The following is a 14,816-nucleotide window of genomic DNA, read 5'->3' as shown; positions in this document are numbered from 1 at the left end:
GGTTAATGCTTTTTTTGCGGGATCGGGAAAGATAATGTATGATGTTTAACGAGGTGAAATAATGTTTAGATATGCAAAAGAAGAGGATGTAGATCAGATATTACCAACTCTTTTCCAGATATTTGATGAGATGGAAATGGATATTTTTAAAGAGTATGGCGACGAAACAATGGAAAGTATTATTCGTGAAGGATTTTTCTTGCCAAATTATCGTTATGGATTAAATCATATTTTGGTAAATGAAATCGATGGGGAAGTTGCGGCCATTGCTATTGGTTATCCTGAAAAACTAGAAGATACCATTGATGTACCACTACATAAAATTATGAAAAAGCATGGAATCAAAGAAACTTCATTATTTACTGATAAAGAAGCATGGCCTGGAGAATGGTACTTGGATTCATTTGCTGTTGCTCCAAAATTCCAAAATCAAGGAATTGGTACAAAAACCTTAATCGAATTTATTGAAGTTATCCGTAAACGTGGAGAAAAAATTCTTAGTTTGAATGTTGATGTAGACAATGCACCTGCACAACATGTATATAAAAAAGTTGGATTTAAAAAAGTAGGCCAATTATATATTGGTAGTCATTTATATGATCATATGCAATATGATTTAACTACAAAATAAAACATTAAGAAAATAGCCAGTAATCCTATCTTGGACTACTGGCTATTTTTAGCGTTCTAGTTTTTTAAAATTATTGAATTTAATTTTAGACTTGAATCCTAAGTTTAGAGTTTTATCTGGTTTGAAGTTTGGAATACGAACATATTTATCCAAAAATATTGCAATCAAAGTACAGATCGGAGCGTGGTCCATTTCACCTATATCAAGCTCCAATCCGGGATGTCCCAAACTTAAAATGGTTGGTTGAACTTGCATAATTTCTTTACTTCCCTTGGTAATGTGGTAGTTGGACATAATTATATTTCCAGTTATATTCCAATTTATTTTACCAATGTGAACGTATTTCATATCTATCACTGGGACAGCATTAATTGTGGCAACTTCTTCACCATTGATTTCAATTGCATAAATTTTTAGGAAACTATTTTTTAACTTAATTTCACCGATTTTGGTATTCAATCGATTAAATAATTGAATCAATAAAGGATTCTCCTTGTCGCGCGAAGCAATAAAGATAGTCTCTTTATTCTGATTTGCAATTACTAAGACGTTACCGTCCATTAAATCTGCTTTGCGAATAAATAATTCCATTATATTTGTCCTATATTTTTTTTATTATCAGCAATTACCTTCTCAATTGCTTTTGCTACTCCATCATTTACATTAGTATCGGTATATTCATCAGCCATTTCGGTAATACTTGGAATGGCATTTTTCATTGCTACTCCAGTACCAGCTGATTTTATCATTGAGGCATCATTTAAGTTATCACCGATTGCCATGGTTTCGGATTGCTTGATACCGCGTGTTTTAGCATATTCCAGTAAGGCAATTCCTTTTTGTGCATCAATACTATTTATTTCAATATCATTTGGTGCCGAAGATGTTACTACAACATCGGACAGATTGTCAATTTTGTCCATCACGGGTCCTAAGACCTTTGCTTCACCTGGATCATAAGCAATTATCTTCATTATTTCATAGCTAGGATCAGCAATAATTTCATCAAAGCTGTCAACGTAAGTCATTGGAACATCTTTAACTTTTTCCTTAGTTTGCATTAAAGCATCTTCTCTAGTTGTTCCGGGATTTAATTTCAGTAGCAAGTCGGCTAAACTAGATATACGGAGGTCGATATTTTCGGAAAATATTCCCTTGTTAGTGATAAGTTCAAAATAAATATTATCGTTGCGTAGGATAGTTGTGATTTTATTTTTAGAGTCGATTGATAGAGGATTACTTGAAACTAATTTTTCCTTATCATCAAAAACTTCAGCTCCGTTAAGTGTGATGTATCCTGGAGTAACTTTTCCTCTTAAAAATGGTTTTGCTTCACCGATTCCTCTACCGGTAGCAATTAAAAATTCAATACCATTTTCTTGTGCATCTTTAATGGCTTGAAGATTACGATCAGAGACTTCCATCTTGTCGTTCAACAAGGTACCGTCCATATCCGACGCAATTAGCTTAATCATACGATTCCCTCCAAATTGTTGTACTTATATGTGCATATTACCATATTTTGTAAAAATATATTATTTAGATAGCAGGTGTAAAGTTGAGAAATTTTATTAATGATGATTGGCAAAAGGTTTTAGATGACCAATTTAATCAGCCATATTACCATCAGTTACATAACTTTTTGAAAGAAGAGTATACCACACAGACCATATATCCAAATATGAATAACATTTATCAGGCTTTCAAGTGGACATCATTTTCTGATACAAAGGTAGTCATTTTGGGTCAAGATCCATATCACGAACCTAATCAGGCCATTGGCTGTAGTTTTGCCGTTGCACCAGGTGTAACGATCCCACCATCATTACGTAATATTTATAAGGAATTGGAAAGTGATTTAGGATATAAGCCAGTTAATCATGGTTATTTAAAATCTTGGGCTCAACAAGGAGTTTTATTATTAAACTCTGTTTTAACTGTCAGAAGAGGACAAGCAAATTCTCATAAAAACAAAGGCTGGGAGAAATTAACTGATTACGCGATCCACGCTTTATCAGAACGTGGCGGTGTCGTATTCATACTTTGGGGTAACGCTGCAAAGAGTAAAATCCCTTTGATCGACCAAAATAAAAACACAATTATTTCCTCTACACATCCAAGTCCATTCTCCGCAAATTACGGCTTTTTTGGTTCTCGACCATTTTCTAAAGCAAATGAAGCGCTTTTACACTATAATGAAAGGGTAATCAATTGGCAATTACCAGAGGTTGTCGATGAAATGGAGGAGAAATAATGGATTTATTTGATAGTCTAAAGAACAAAATTGATGGGAAAAACTTTACAATTGTCTTCCCAGAGGGGAATGAACCTAGAATCTTAAGAGCTGCTTTGCGTCTCCACAATGAAAGCGTTTTAAAACCAATTTTGATTGGTAAAAAAGACGAAATTGCTAAAGTAGCTAGTGAATATTCTGCAGATCTTAAAGATATTACAATTATTGATCCAGAAACATATGCTGATTTTGATGCTATGGTTGAATCATTTGTTGAACGTCGTAAGGGTAAGAATACTAAAGAACAAGCAGAAAAAATGCTTAAAGATAATAACTACTTTGGAACAATGCTAGTTTATATGGGTAAAGCCGATGGTATGGTTTCAGGTTCTGTACACTCAACAGGTGATACAGTTCGTCCAGCACTACAAATCGTTAAGACAGCTCCAGGATCATCACGTATCAGTGGATCATTCATTATGCAAAAGGGTGATGAAAGATATATGTTTGGTGATTGTGCCATCAATATCAACCCTAATGCACAAGAATTGGCTGAAATTGCTGTACAAACAGCTAAAACAGCTAAATTATTTGACATTGACCCTAAAGTTGCTATGCTTAGTTTCTCAACTAAAGGTAGTGCTAAGAGTGACGAAGTTACTAAGGTTGCCGAAGCTACAGAAATTGCTCATAAATTAGATCCAGAAGTTGAACTAGATGGTGAGTTACAATTTGATGCTTCATTTGTACCAAGTGTTGGTGCACAAAAGGCACCAGGTTCAAAAGTTGCTGGTCATGCAAATGTCTTTATTTTCCCAGAACTACAATCAGGTAACATTGGTTATAAGATTGCTCAAAGATTTGGTGGATTTGAAGCTATTGGACCTATTTTGCAAGGTTTGAACAAACCAATTTCTGATCTTTCTCGTGGATGCAACGAAGAAGATGTCTATAAGACAGCTATTTTGACAGCAGCACTTGCCTTATAAAAAAATTTTGAGGTAAAACATGATCAAATATCAATTAGAAACACATTCTTATGAAGAAACAGAAGCTCTAGGACAAAAGTTAAGCAAACATTTAAAAGTTGGCGATGTCATTTTAATGAACGGAGACCTAGGTGTAGGTAAAACAACTTTAACAAGAGGATTGGCTAGAGGCTTAGAAATCAAGAAAAATGTCAAAAGTCCAACTTTCACTTTGATTAGAGAATATCAAGATGGAAAAATCCCTCTTTATCACATGGATGCATATCGACTAGAGAGTAGTCCGGATGAGGACTTAGGCTTTGATGAATATTTCAATGGTGATGGAATTACAATTGTGGAGTGGCCACAATTTATAAAAGATGAAGTTCCGGATGAACATATGTCGATCAATATATCTCGTCTATCAGATGATGATCGAAAAATCGAAATAAAACTTCATGGACAAAAATATGAGAATCGTGATTTTGGAGATTTGATATGAGTGAACAATTAACAATTAGAGAAGCTGTCGCTAGTGACGCTAAACTTTTATTAGAATTTTTAGCCCGAGCAAGTAAGCAAAGTGATTTTATTGAATATAAGGACTTAGAAAACGTCAGTATTACTGACGAAGAAACCTCACTAGACCTAATTTCTGAGTCTGACTTCGATGAAATTTTTGTTGCAGTCTTTGACGATACAATTGTTGGTTTTTGCCGATTAGAAAAAAGATCAGATGCTGAATCAGAATATGGCATCGTAGTTGAAAAAGATTTTTGGAATAATAATATAGCTTCTTATTTAACTGAGGAAGCTATTGATTGGGCTAGACATGCTCCAATTGAGAAAATTAGTTTAGAAGTGTATAAAAATAACCCTGTTGCGATCCACCTTTATGAAAAGTTTGGATTCAAAACAGAGTTAGAAAAAGATAAAACTTTAATTATGAAGAGAATGGCTTAAGTTAATTTGGCCATTCTTTTTATTTGCTCTGTACCAAAATCCTGTTCAGTTTTTAGCAGGATCTTAGCACAAGCAACACTATCATCTAGCGCATTATGATGATGTTCTAGGTCAATTTGTAAATTTCTGGAGACCGTATCTAATTTGTGATTAGGAAGATCTGGATAAAATTTACGACTAGTTTTTACAGTATCGATTGTTAAATACTTTGGCGGTAGGATTCCAAAATTCGTCAAAGTATTTTTTAATACGCTGTTATCGAAACTAGCATTATGAGCTACGACCAAGTGAGAGGTATCGAATAGAGGCTTTATATGAGGCCAAATCTTATCAAAAGTTGGTGCATCTTGAACATCTTGTGGTCTAATATGGTGAATTTGAATATTTCTAGGACTAAAATTTTCTAGTGGATTTATTAAAGTATAAAAACTGTCAACGATTTGACTATTACGAACCAAAACTAATGCCAATGAGCAAGCACTAGTTCGATGTCCGTTTGCAGTTTCAAAATCCATTGCAACAAAGTTCATGTTATTCCTCCAAGTTTAAATCTAATTCGATCGGACAATGATCCGATCCGTAGATATCATTTAAAATTTCGGCCTTATCGATCATATTTTTGCCATTTTCAGATACAACAAAATAGTCAATACGCCAACCTGAGTTGTTTTTACGTGCATTAAATCGGTAACTCCACCATGAATATTTAACTTCTTCAGGATGTAGATATCTAAAACTATCAACAAAGCCATCATCTAATAATTCAGTAAATTTTTGACGTTCTTCATCAGAAAAGCCGGGATTATGATGATTAGTCTTGTCATTTTTTAAGTCGATTTCTTTATGGGCAACATTTAAGTCGCCACATAAGATAACCGGCTTTTTTTCTGACAACTTTTTCATGTAATCATGCAATGCATCATTATATGAAAGTTTGAAATCTAATCTCTTTAATTCCTGTTGGGAATTGGGTGAATAACTATTGATCAAATAAAATTTTGGAAACTCTAGGGTCAAGGTACGTCCTTCGGTATCTAAATCTTCTATTCCTAATCCACAGGTCACATTAATAGGTTCTTCTTTTGTAAAAACGGCTGTTCCAGAGTAACCCTTTCTGATTGCGTCAAAGAAGTATTGATGATATCCAGGAAGTTCAAGATCAATCTGGTCTTGATGCAATTTAGTTTCTTGTACACTGAAAATATCAGCATTTAATGTATTGAAAGTTTCTATAAAGTCTTTTTTTACAACGGCTCGTAAGCCATTTACATTCCATGATATAAGTTTCAAAGTATCACCTCGCAAATAATTATAACATTGTCATGGTGCTAGTTAGTTCGTTAAGAATTGCAGTATGTGATAAAATTAAGAGTAGTTTATGTAACATTAAAGGATGATGAATATTGAAGTTTCCAGTTGAAAAATTACCTAATATTGAATTTAAAATGGATGAACCTCTTAGCAAGTATACTTTTACTAAAACAGGAGGTAATGCGGATGTATTAGCTTTCCCTAAGACGCGTGAAGAATTAGTAGAAATCGTTAATACGGCTCGTGAAAATGATATTGAGATTACTGTCATAGGTAATGCCAGCAATTTGATCATTAAAGATGGTGGTATTCGAGGTATCGTTATTATTTTGCCTAATTTCCACAATATTTCTGTTCATGATAATGAGGTTACAGCTGAGGCTGGTGCAACTATCATTAATACAACCATTGAAGCTCAAAAAGCCGGTTTGACTGGGATTGAGTTTGCCGCTGGTATTCCAGGTAGTGTTGGTGGCGCTGTTTTCATGAATGCTGGTGCTTATGGTGGCGAAATTAAGGATGTATTTGACTCTGCTGAAGTGCTTTTACCAAATGGTCAAATAAAGACTTTTAGTCATGATGAGATGGACTTTTATTATCGTCACAGTATTATTCAAGAAAATGGCGGTATTGTTATCAGTGGAACCTTTAAATTAAACTCTGGTGATAAAGAAGCAATCCAAGCAGAGATGGATCGAGTAAATGAATTGCGTCGTTCTAAGCAACCATTGGAGTACCCATCATGCGGTAGTGTGTTCAGACGTCCACCAAATCATTTTACTGGTCCTTTGATTATTAAGGCTGGCTTACAAGGTAAGATAATTGGTGGCGCTCAAGTTTCCAAAAAACATGCTGGATTTATTGTAAATATCAACCATGCTACAGCTACAGATTATATGAATTTAATTCATTTGATACAAAGAACTATAAAAGAAAAATTCGATGTCGACCTTCATACTGAAGTAAGAATTATCGGAGAAGATAAAAAATTATAAAAAGGTAGGGGATGTCCGTGGCGGTACTCGAATCAGTTATTTTGATTGTTTCGTTACTAATTGTGGCTAATATTATTAGCCATTATTTTGTATCTGTTCCACCAAGTTTAATTCAAATTTCAGCAGGTGTTATTGCAGCATTGTTTATGCATGTCAAAATTTCTGTTGATACTGAGTGGTTTATGTTAGCTTTTATTGCACCAATTCTATTTAATGATGGGAATAGATTTCCTAAAAGAGAACTTTGGAAATTAAAAGGGCCGATTATTGGAAATGCTATATTTTTAGTAATTATTTCAACTTTGGTCGGTGGAGTGATCGTAAAGATGCTAATACCGTCTTTGCCATGGGCGACAGCCTTTACTTTGGTTGCTGTTCTTTCACCAACAGACCCGATTGCTGTTCAATCTATCGCAAAAAAGGCCAGAATACCTGATAAGTTAATGCATTTACTCAGTGGTGAAAGTTTGATAAACGATGCTTCTGGTTTGATTTGCTTTAAATACGGAGTCGCCGCAACTGTTACAGGAGTTTTTTCTTTAAAAAATGCAACCGTTGATTTCTTATATATCGCTTTTGTCGGTGCTTTCTTCGGTGCCGTTGCTATATGGATATTTAATGGATTGAGATTGTATTTGATAAATCAAGGTGTGGACGATTCTATCTTGCACACAATAATACAAATAACTATTCCATTTGTAATTTATTATATTGCTGAAGATGTATTTCATGTTTCAGGTGTTGTAGCGGTTGTTGTCGCTGGTATTATGAATATTTCTTCAAACAGAAGAGTTAATGACTTTTCACCAGAAATCAGACTGGTTACGTCGAGAACATGGGATATGGTTATCTATATTTTAAATGGTATTGTCTTTGTACTTTTGGGTATCGAGATCCCATTTGCAATGGAAGAATTAGTTCACAATGAAAATATAAATACCTTCATGGCAATTGGATTGTCCTTTATTATTTGGATAATGTTAGTAGTTATTAGATTCATTTGGAGTTATTTGTACACTACTGTGGCTCAAAATAGTGATGAAGGAATTGTTATTTTTTCAAAGGAAAGATTTGATTATTGTTTAATGTCAGGTATTTCTGGAGTTCGTGGTGCTGTTACAATGGTTGCTGTTTTGTCAATTCCGATGACTATAAAGGGCGGAGGAGCTTTTCCTTCGAGGACTTTGCTATTGTTTATAGCAAGTACAGTAATAATTTTTAGTTTGTTAGGAGCTACATTCTTAATACCAATCTTAACTAAGAGTTCAGAGCCGGTTACATATCGTGGTAACAGTTTAAATGATGATGATTTAGACGATGACGATGATGAAGACGACGAAGAAGAGACTACAAATGTTCAATTAAATCAATATCAAGCAAATAAACTTGTTCTTGAAAAGACTATTAATAAATTAAAAGAAGAAAACGTTAAAGATAATGACGTAATTTATTCAACAATTATTGCTGAATATTTATACAACATCCATAATTTAAACGTTCAAGCCGATAATCCTGCTCAAATAAGTAAAAAAAGAGTTAAGGGTAAAAAGGATGCTGAACTTTGGGATATTTGTTTTAACTGTGAATTAGAAGCAATTGAAGACTTATATTCTAAGAATGAAATATCTCAAGATGCATATGATATAGCTGTTAAAAAGATTGCTAAGTATAAAAAGGAAATCGTTAAGCATCGCTATAATCCAACGATTGAATTCTTTATTGGTTACTTTAGAAGAACAGTCCTAGGTTTGAAAAGAATTATTCACCTTCCATTCACAAAGCATGAAGAAGTCGTTCAGTTTAATAGGGATGCTTTAAAGGTATCGATTGCCGGTGCCCAAAGAGCTTTAGATAAATTGTATGAATTAGATTTATCTGATCATGAAGAGATTGCTGATAATTTAATTTATGTATTCCAGCGCCATTATGAAGAACGCTTAGATCTACTTCAAGGAAAGAATAAACACCGAACACCAGAGTTCAATAGTGAACGGGCAAGTCTGGAAGTTAAGGCTTTGAGTTATCAAAGAGCTTTTGTTCAGGACTTGTTGGAACGTGGCCGAATAAGCAAATCCACGGCTAATGAATTACGTCAAAATATTAATTACAGCGAGGAGGTAATTAATGTCGACATTCAATAAAAATTTCAATCGTATAATTTTTATTGTTTGTTATAATTAGTTCAGCTAATAAGGGGTAAAAATAATGAATTTTATACCAAGCAATATTCTTACATGGCAGAACTTAGCCAATTTAGTTGATATTTTGGTAGTCTGGTATGTTTTATATAAAGTGCTTTCGATGATTCGTGGTACCAAAGCAGTTCAACTGCTTAAGGGTATCGTTGTGATCTTTTTGATTAAACTTATCAGCTGGGTCTTAAATTTACATACAGTCTCGTTTTTAATGGATCAACTGATAAATTGGGGAATTATCGTTATCGTGATAATTTTCCAACCTGAGATCAGACGTGGACTGGAGCATTTAGGGCGTTTGCCTTTATTTAGCTCGACCAGTAATGAAGAGGGAAAAACAAAAAATCATTTAATTGAGAGTCTTGATCAAGCAATTCAGTACATGAGTAAAAGAAGAATTGGTGCTTTGATTACTTTAGAGATGAATACTGGTTTGGAAGAGTACGTCGAAACTGGTATTGATCTTGATGCTGAAGTAACCGGTGCTTTGTTGATAAATATTTTCATTCCTAACACGCCGCTCCATGATGGTGCAGTTATTGTTAGGAAGAATAGGATCTCTGTAGCGGCAGCTTATTTACCTCTATCAGAGAGTAATACAATTCCTAAGGAGCTAGGTACTAGACATCGTGCAGCTGTTGGTATCAGTGAAGTTACTGATGCTATAACGATTGTCGTTTCAGAGGAAACTGGTGGAGTAATGATTACCAGAAATGGTCACATGATGTTGGATCTTACTCGTGAAGAATATCTAAAGTACCTTCATGCTCAACTATCTGATTCGAGCGATGAGCGTAACCGTTCGTTGTTCGATGTTTTCTCAATTCGTCGAGGAAGGGGTAAGCAAAATGAAAAAGATAATAAATAGTAATTATTTTTATGCTTTTATTTCACTTTGCTGTGCTATTTGGTTATTCGTAGCGGTAAGTACCCCTGGAGTTGGCTCGACTAGAGATTCTAATCAGTCTAGTACGGCTACCGCTAGTACTAAAGCTACATTGACTGTTCCATTACAAATACAAGCAAATACTAACGATTATTACATTACTGGTTATCCTGAAAGTGTAAAAATAACTATTGAGGGACCATCAGCATTAGTAACGGCCACTAAAAATACACAAAATTTTAATGTATTTTTGAACTTAAAAGGATATGATACAGGACAACACAGAGTCCAAGTTAAGGTAAGAGGTCTCAATAATGAACTAGCTTATACCGTAAAGCCTAAGTACGTTACGGTAAATATTCAAAAACGTAAAACAAAAACATTTACGGTTAATGCTGAATTTAATAAAAATTATTTGGCAGATGGATATCAAGCTGGATCAGTTTCTATTTCTCCAAACACAGTAACAGCAACCGGTGCAGCGGCTGAAATTAAAAAAATTGATCGAGTAATTGTTGAAGCTGTTTTACCAAAAGGTATTAAATCGACATTTGATCAAGAAGTTTTAGTGCAAGCGTTGGATAAAAATGGTAAAACTTTAAGTGTGACTTTGGATCCACAGACGGTTCATGTTAAAATTCCAATTAGTATTCCTAGTAAGACGGTTTCAATAAATCTGAAGAGTAAGAATGGTAATTCAAATAATAGTTATAGCTTTGACACGGCTACTAAGTCTATCAAAGTTTATGGATCTCAAGATCAGCTTAACGCTATTGGGGATTCTATTGACGTGCCAATTGATGTTTCAGATGTCAATAGTGATACTAAGAAGACAATCAATTTGGAAGATGTTTTGGGAAGTAAGGTCGTTTCGACTGATCCTGATACTATCGATGTGCAAATAACTGTTAAGAGCTCATCATCGAGTTCAAATAGCAGTAGTGCGAATAATACAAATACAAGCACAAACACAACAAATACTGATACTTCGAATAGTAATGACAATAGTTCAACAAATAATAATGATAACAACGATGGAAATTAAACGTTGGGGGTAACAAAAATGACAAAATATTTTGGGACAGATGGAGTTAGAGGAATTGCTAATAAAGAACTAAGTCCAGAATTAGCATTTAAATTAGGTAGATGTGGTGGATATGTTTTAACACAACATTCTGAAAATGAAAATGGACATCCACGTGTTTTAGTAGCAAGAGATACACGTATTTCTGGACAAATGCTACAAGAAAGTTTGATTTCAGGATTGCTTTCTGTAGGTATTGAAGTCTTGAATTTGGATGTTATTACAACTCCTGCTGTAGCTTATCTTGTAAGAGCTGTTTCAGCTGATGCTGGTATTATGATTTCAGCTTCACATAATCCAGCCGAAGATAACGGAATTAAGTTTTTTGGATCAGATGGTTATAAATTACCTGATGACGTTGAAGATGAAATAGAAGAATTACTAGATGCAAAAGAAGATACTTTGCCTAGACCTTCAGCCGAAGGATTAGGTAGTGTATCTGATTATCCAGAGGGTGCACAAAAGTATCTTCAATTCTTGAAGCAAACATTATCAGATGATCTTAGTGACATGAATGTTGTTTTAGATACAGCAAATGGCTCAACAAGTCGTTTAGCAAGTACTTTGTTTGCTGATTTGGATGTTGATTTTGATATTATGGCTTCACATCCAGATGGAATCAATATTAATAAGGGCGTTGGATCTACACATCCAGAAGCTTTAGCAAAAAAAGTTAAGGAATCTGATTCTGCTGTTGCCGGTTTGGCATTTGATGGAGATGGAGATCGTTGTATTGCTGTTGACGAAGAAGGAAATATCGTTGATGGTGATAAGATCATGTTCATTTTAGGTAAATATCTTCATGATGGTGGACGTTTGAAGAAAGATACTATTGTAACTACCGTAATGAGTAATTTAGGCCTTTATAAGGCAATTGAAGCTAATGACATGAAGTATGTTCAAACTGCAGTTGGAGACCGTCACGTTGTCGAAGAGATCCGTGAGAATGGTTATAACATCGGTGGAGAGCAATCAGGTCATGTCGTGTTATACGAGTATATGAATACTGGTGATGGAATGCTAACAGGTATCCATTTACTACATGTTATGAAAGAAACTGGCAAGAGCTTGTCAGAATTAGCAGCCCCAGTGAAAGTTTATCCACAAAAGTTGGTTAATATTCCAGTAAAAGATAAGAACTCATGGAAACAACATCAACCAATTTTAGATATCATTAAAACTGTTGAAGATGAGATGGATGGTGACGGAAGAGTTCTCGTTCGTCCTAGTGGCACACAAGCACTATTGAGAGTTATGTGTGAAGCTTCAACTGAAGAAAAAGTTAATAATTACTGTGATCAAATCGTTGAAGTAGTTAAGAATGAATTAAATTAGTTACATTAAATTGTTTTACAAAAAAGATCAGGCCTAAGTAGGTTCTGATCTTTTTTTGTATTGAAAATTGTTTAAACAGTTACAAAATATAACTTTTAAGTAAATAAAATCACATGATGAAAATGTAATCGGTTTATACCAATACCAATTTTGGTATCTATTATGTATACCATTTACTAAAAATACGTATAAATTATTAAAAAGTAGTTGACATAAACCACGTTAATTAGTATTCTAGGCTTTGTTATCCAAATGGTCTACGTATGTTAATTGGCTAGACCAATATAAAATATAAAAACTATACCGATTTAGAGAGGTTTTAAACAATGTGTGGAATTGTTGGTGTTGTAGGTAATGAAAATACAACTAAAATTTTATTAAACGGACTTGAAAAACTTGAATATCGTGGATATGATTCAGCCGGTATCTACGTAAATAATGAAAACGGCAAAGACTTTCTTGTAAAAGAAGTTGGTAAAATAAGTGACCTTGAAAATGAAGTTTCAGATGACGTTCAAGGATTAATTGGAATTGGACATACTCGTTGGGCAACTCATGGTGAACCAACAGTTGCAAATGCCCATCCTCATTTCTCATCAGATAATCGTTTCTACTTAGTTCATAATGGTGTTTTAACAAACTATGCTGAACTTAAAGAAAAGTATTTAAGTGATGTTGAATTTAAGAGTCAAACTGATACTGAAGTAGCTGTTCAACTGATCGATTATTTTGCTGTTAAAGAAAATATGGATACCGAAGCAGCTTTCAGAAAGGCATTGTCACTAATTGAAGGTTCATATGCTTTTGCATTAGTTGATAAAGAAAATCCTGATCGTATCTTCGTAGCTAAGAATAAGAGTCCTTTACTTATTGGTTTGGGTGATGGCTTTAATGTTATTTGTTCAGATGCCATGGCTATGTTGGAAAGTACACATAAGTTTGTTGAAATCCATGATGGTGAAGTTGTTATCTTAAAGAAAGATAGCGTAGCTATTAGTACATTAGATGGTAAAGCAGTTCAAAGAGATCCATATATTGTAAAACTTGATGCTAGTGATATTTCAAAGGGTACTTACGATACTTTCATGTTGAAAGAAATCGATGAACAACCAGCTGTTATGAGAAAAATCTCATCTAACTATTTTGACGGTAAGAAGATCAATGTTGATCAAAAAATGCTAGAAGATGTTGCTAGTGCTGATCGTCTATACATTGTTGCCGCTGGTACAAGTTATCACGCTGCTTTAGTTGGTAAAGATATTTTTGAAAACTTAGCTGACGTTCCAGTTGATGTTGAACTTGCCAGTGAATTTGGTTACCATATGCCAAAACTTTCAAAGAAACCATTCTTTATCTTCTTGTCACAAAGTGGTGAAACTGCTGATAGTAGACAAGTTCTTGTTAAAGTTAATGAACTTGGATATCACAGTTTAACAATGACAAACGTTGCAAACTCAACGCTTTCACGTGAAGCTACATATACAATGGAGCTTCTCGCTGGGCCTGAAATTGCCGTTGCTTCAACAAAGGCATATACAGCTAATATTGCTGTTGAAGCTGTTCTTGCTAAAGCAGTTGGCGAATTCAAAGGTGTTAAGGCTGCTAAAGAATTAGACTTACAAGAACAATTAGCTCTTGCTGCTAATGCAATTCAAACAATTGTTGATGAAAAAGATAAGTTTAAAGATATTGCTGATGATTATTTGACAGGTAAGAAAGATGCCTTCTATATCGGACGTGGTATTGATTATGCACTTTCACTTGAAGCTGCTTTGAAGTTAAAGGAAATTTCATACATTCACTCTGAAGGATTTGCTGCTGGTGAATTGAAGCATGGTACAATTTCATTGATTGAAAAAGATACTCCAGTATTTGCTTACATTAATGATGGTATTGGTGCTGCACATACTCGTGGTAATATTCAAGAAGTTGTAGCTCGTGGTGCTCATGTACTTGTTATTTCAAATAAGAAGTATGCTGAAAAAGGTGACCAAGTGGTTGTTCCTGAAATTGATGAAATGATTTCACCAATCGTCAGTGTTGTGCCTGCACAATTGATTGCTTATTATGCAAGTTTGGCACGTGGCAACAATGTTGACCAACCAAGAAACCTTGCTAAGAGTGTTACTGTAGAGTAATATAAATTATCAAATAAATTAAAGGGGTTGTGACATAACTCCACATTAAAAGAGCTCCAGTATAGAAACGTTCGGTT

Annotated in this window: 15 protein-coding genes; 11 read left to right on the top strand and 4 right to left on the bottom strand. The window is 34.3% G+C overall.

The window, feature by feature from the left end; all coding sequences use genetic code 11:
- Window positions 1–61: 61 nt before the first annotated feature.
- Window positions 62–631, top strand: coding sequence for a GNAT family N-acetyltransferase (locus FC72_RS09100; RefSeq protein WP_057766997.1), 570 nt, complete (start codon window positions 62–64; stop codon window positions 629–631).
- 48 nt (window positions 632–679) lie between these two features.
- Here FC72_RS09100 and FC72_RS09095 read toward each other — a convergent pair whose 3' ends face one another.
- Together FC72_RS09095 and FC72_RS09090 are read right to left on the bottom strand one after the other, a co-directional pair.
- Window positions 680–1,222 (bottom strand): LURP-one-related/scramblase family protein, encoded by a 543-nt coding sequence (locus FC72_RS09095; protein ID WP_057766995.1) that lies wholly within the window; start codon window positions 1,220–1,222, stop codon window positions 680–682.
- A complete protein-coding gene (locus tag FC72_RS09090) occupies window positions 1,222–2,106 on the bottom strand; it encodes a Cof-type HAD-IIB family hydrolase (RefSeq protein WP_057766993.1) in 885 nt (294 codons plus the stop codon). Before FC72_RS09090 ends, FC72_RS09095 begins: the two co-directional genes overlap by 1 nt.
- A gap of 83 nt (window positions 2,107–2,189) precedes the next feature.
- On the opposite strand from FC72_RS09090, the gene FC72_RS09085 reads away from it, so the two are divergent.
- The 4 genes from FC72_RS09085 to FC72_RS09070 are packed head-to-tail and all read left to right on the top strand — an operon-like array spanning window position 2,190 to window position 4,795.
- The gene (locus FC72_RS09085; protein WP_057766992.1) at window positions 2,190–2,885 is read left to right on the top strand and encodes a uracil-DNA glycosylase; all 696 of its coding nucleotides are present in this window, start codon (window positions 2,190–2,192) and stop codon (window positions 2,883–2,885) included.
- Entirely contained in the window at window positions 2,885–3,853 is a 969-nt protein-coding gene (gene pta / locus FC72_RS09080) for a phosphate acetyltransferase (RefSeq protein WP_057766991.1), read from the top strand. Before FC72_RS09085 ends, pta begins: the two co-directional genes overlap by 1 nt.
- Window positions 3,854–3,872: 19 nt before the next feature.
- Complete coding sequence (gene tsaE / locus FC72_RS09075) at window positions 3,873–4,334, top strand: tRNA (adenosine(37)-N6)-threonylcarbamoyltransferase complex ATPase subunit type 1 TsaE (RefSeq protein WP_057766989.1); 462 nt, start codon at window positions 3,873–3,875, stop codon at window positions 4,332–4,334.
- The gene (locus FC72_RS09070) at window positions 4,331–4,795 is read left to right on the top strand and encodes a GNAT family N-acetyltransferase (protein WP_057766987.1); all 465 of its coding nucleotides are present in this window, start codon (window positions 4,331–4,333) and stop codon (window positions 4,793–4,795) included. Before tsaE ends, FC72_RS09070 begins: the two co-directional genes overlap by 4 nt.
- On the opposite strand, the gene FC72_RS09065 is transcribed toward FC72_RS09070, so the two are convergent.
- Entirely contained in the window at window positions 4,792–5,325 is a 534-nt protein-coding gene (locus tag FC72_RS09065; RefSeq protein WP_057766985.1) for a 3'-5' exonuclease, read from the bottom strand. The genes FC72_RS09070 and FC72_RS09065 overlap by 4 nt on opposite strands.
- Before the next feature lies 1 nt (window position 5,326).
- A complete protein-coding gene (locus FC72_RS09060) occupies window positions 5,327–6,085 on the bottom strand; it encodes an exodeoxyribonuclease III (protein ID WP_057766983.1) in 759 nt (252 codons plus the stop codon).
- Window positions 6,086–6,198: 113 nt separating this feature from the next.
- Between FC72_RS09060 and murB the strand changes: the two genes are divergently transcribed.
- From murB to glmS, 6 genes are all read left to right on the top strand, one after another.
- The gene (murB, locus tag FC72_RS09055) at window positions 6,199–7,101 is read left to right on the top strand and encodes a UDP-N-acetylmuramate dehydrogenase (RefSeq protein ID WP_268871665.1); all 903 of its coding nucleotides are present in this window, start codon (window positions 6,199–6,201) and stop codon (window positions 7,099–7,101) included.
- Window positions 7,102–7,118: 17 nt separating this feature from the next.
- Window positions 7,119–9,242, top strand: a complete 2,124-nt coding sequence (locus FC72_RS09050; RefSeq protein WP_057766982.1) for a cation:proton antiporter — start codon at window positions 7,119–7,121, stop codon at window positions 9,240–9,242.
- Window positions 9,243–9,306: 64 nt separating this feature from the next.
- Window positions 9,307–10,164 (top strand): diadenylate cyclase CdaA, encoded by an 858-nt coding sequence (cdaA, locus tag FC72_RS09045; protein ID WP_057766979.1) that lies wholly within the window; start codon window positions 9,307–9,309, stop codon window positions 10,162–10,164.
- Complete coding sequence (locus FC72_RS09040) at window positions 10,145–11,227, top strand: CdaR family protein (RefSeq protein WP_057766977.1); 1,083 nt, start codon at window positions 10,145–10,147, stop codon at window positions 11,225–11,227. Before cdaA ends, FC72_RS09040 begins: the two co-directional genes overlap by 20 nt.
- An 18-nt stretch (window positions 11,228–11,245) precedes the next feature.
- Window positions 11,246–12,601, top strand: a complete 1,356-nt coding sequence (gene glmM / locus FC72_RS09035; RefSeq protein WP_057766975.1) for a phosphoglucosamine mutase — start codon at window positions 11,246–11,248, stop codon at window positions 12,599–12,601.
- Window positions 12,602–12,927: 326 nt separating this feature from the next.
- Complete coding sequence (glmS, locus tag FC72_RS09030; RefSeq protein WP_057766973.1) at window positions 12,928–14,739, top strand: glutamine--fructose-6-phosphate transaminase (isomerizing); 1,812 nt, start codon at window positions 12,928–12,930, stop codon at window positions 14,737–14,739.
- The last annotated feature ends 77 nt before the right edge of the window (window positions 14,740–14,816 follow it).

It is taken from the genome of Companilactobacillus tucceti DSM 20183, from assembly GCF_001434665.1.
GTDB classification, from domain to species: domain Bacteria; phylum Bacillota; class Bacilli; order Lactobacillales; family Lactobacillaceae; genus Companilactobacillus; species Companilactobacillus tucceti.
Note: the sequence above shows the minus strand (reverse complement) of the source record. Positions and strands in the feature narration are given on the sequence as shown.

What these genes read in the sequence shown, in the direction of transcription:
- FC72_RS09100 (WP_057766997.1), top strand. Translation starts at nt 62, where the DNA reads ATGTTTAGATATGCAAAAGAAGAGGATGTAGATCAGATATTACCAACT.
- FC72_RS09095 (WP_057766995.1), bottom strand. Translation starts at nt 1,222, where the DNA reads ATGGAATTATTTATTCGCAAAGCAGATTTAATGGACGGTAACGTCTTA.
- FC72_RS09090 (WP_057766993.1), bottom strand. Translation starts at nt 2,106, where the DNA reads ATGATTAAGCTAATTGCGTCGGATATGGACGGTACCTTGTTGAACGAC.
- pta (WP_057766991.1), top strand. Translation starts at nt 2,885, where the DNA reads ATGGATTTATTTGATAGTCTAAAGAACAAAATTGATGGGAAAAACTTT.
- tsaE (WP_057766989.1), top strand. Translation starts at nt 3,873, where the DNA reads ATGATCAAATATCAATTAGAAACACATTCTTATGAAGAAACAGAAGCT.
- FC72_RS09070 (WP_057766987.1), top strand. Translation starts at nt 4,331, where the DNA reads ATGAGTGAACAATTAACAATTAGAGAAGCTGTCGCTAGTGACGCTAAA.
- FC72_RS09065 (WP_057766985.1), bottom strand. Translation starts at nt 5,325, where the DNA reads ATGAACTTTGTTGCAATGGATTTTGAAACTGCAAACGGACATCGAACT.
- cdaA (WP_057766979.1), top strand. Translation starts at nt 9,307, where the DNA reads ATGAATTTTATACCAAGCAATATTCTTACATGGCAGAACTTAGCCAAT.
- FC72_RS09040 (WP_057766977.1), top strand. Translation starts at nt 10,145, where the DNA reads ATGAAAAAGATAATAAATAGTAATTATTTTTATGCTTTTATTTCACTT.
- glmM (WP_057766975.1), top strand. Translation starts at nt 11,246, where the DNA reads ATGACAAAATATTTTGGGACAGATGGAGTTAGAGGAATTGCTAATAAA.
- glmS (WP_057766973.1), top strand. Translation starts at nt 12,928, where the DNA reads ATGTGTGGAATTGTTGGTGTTGTAGGTAATGAAAATACAACTAAAATT.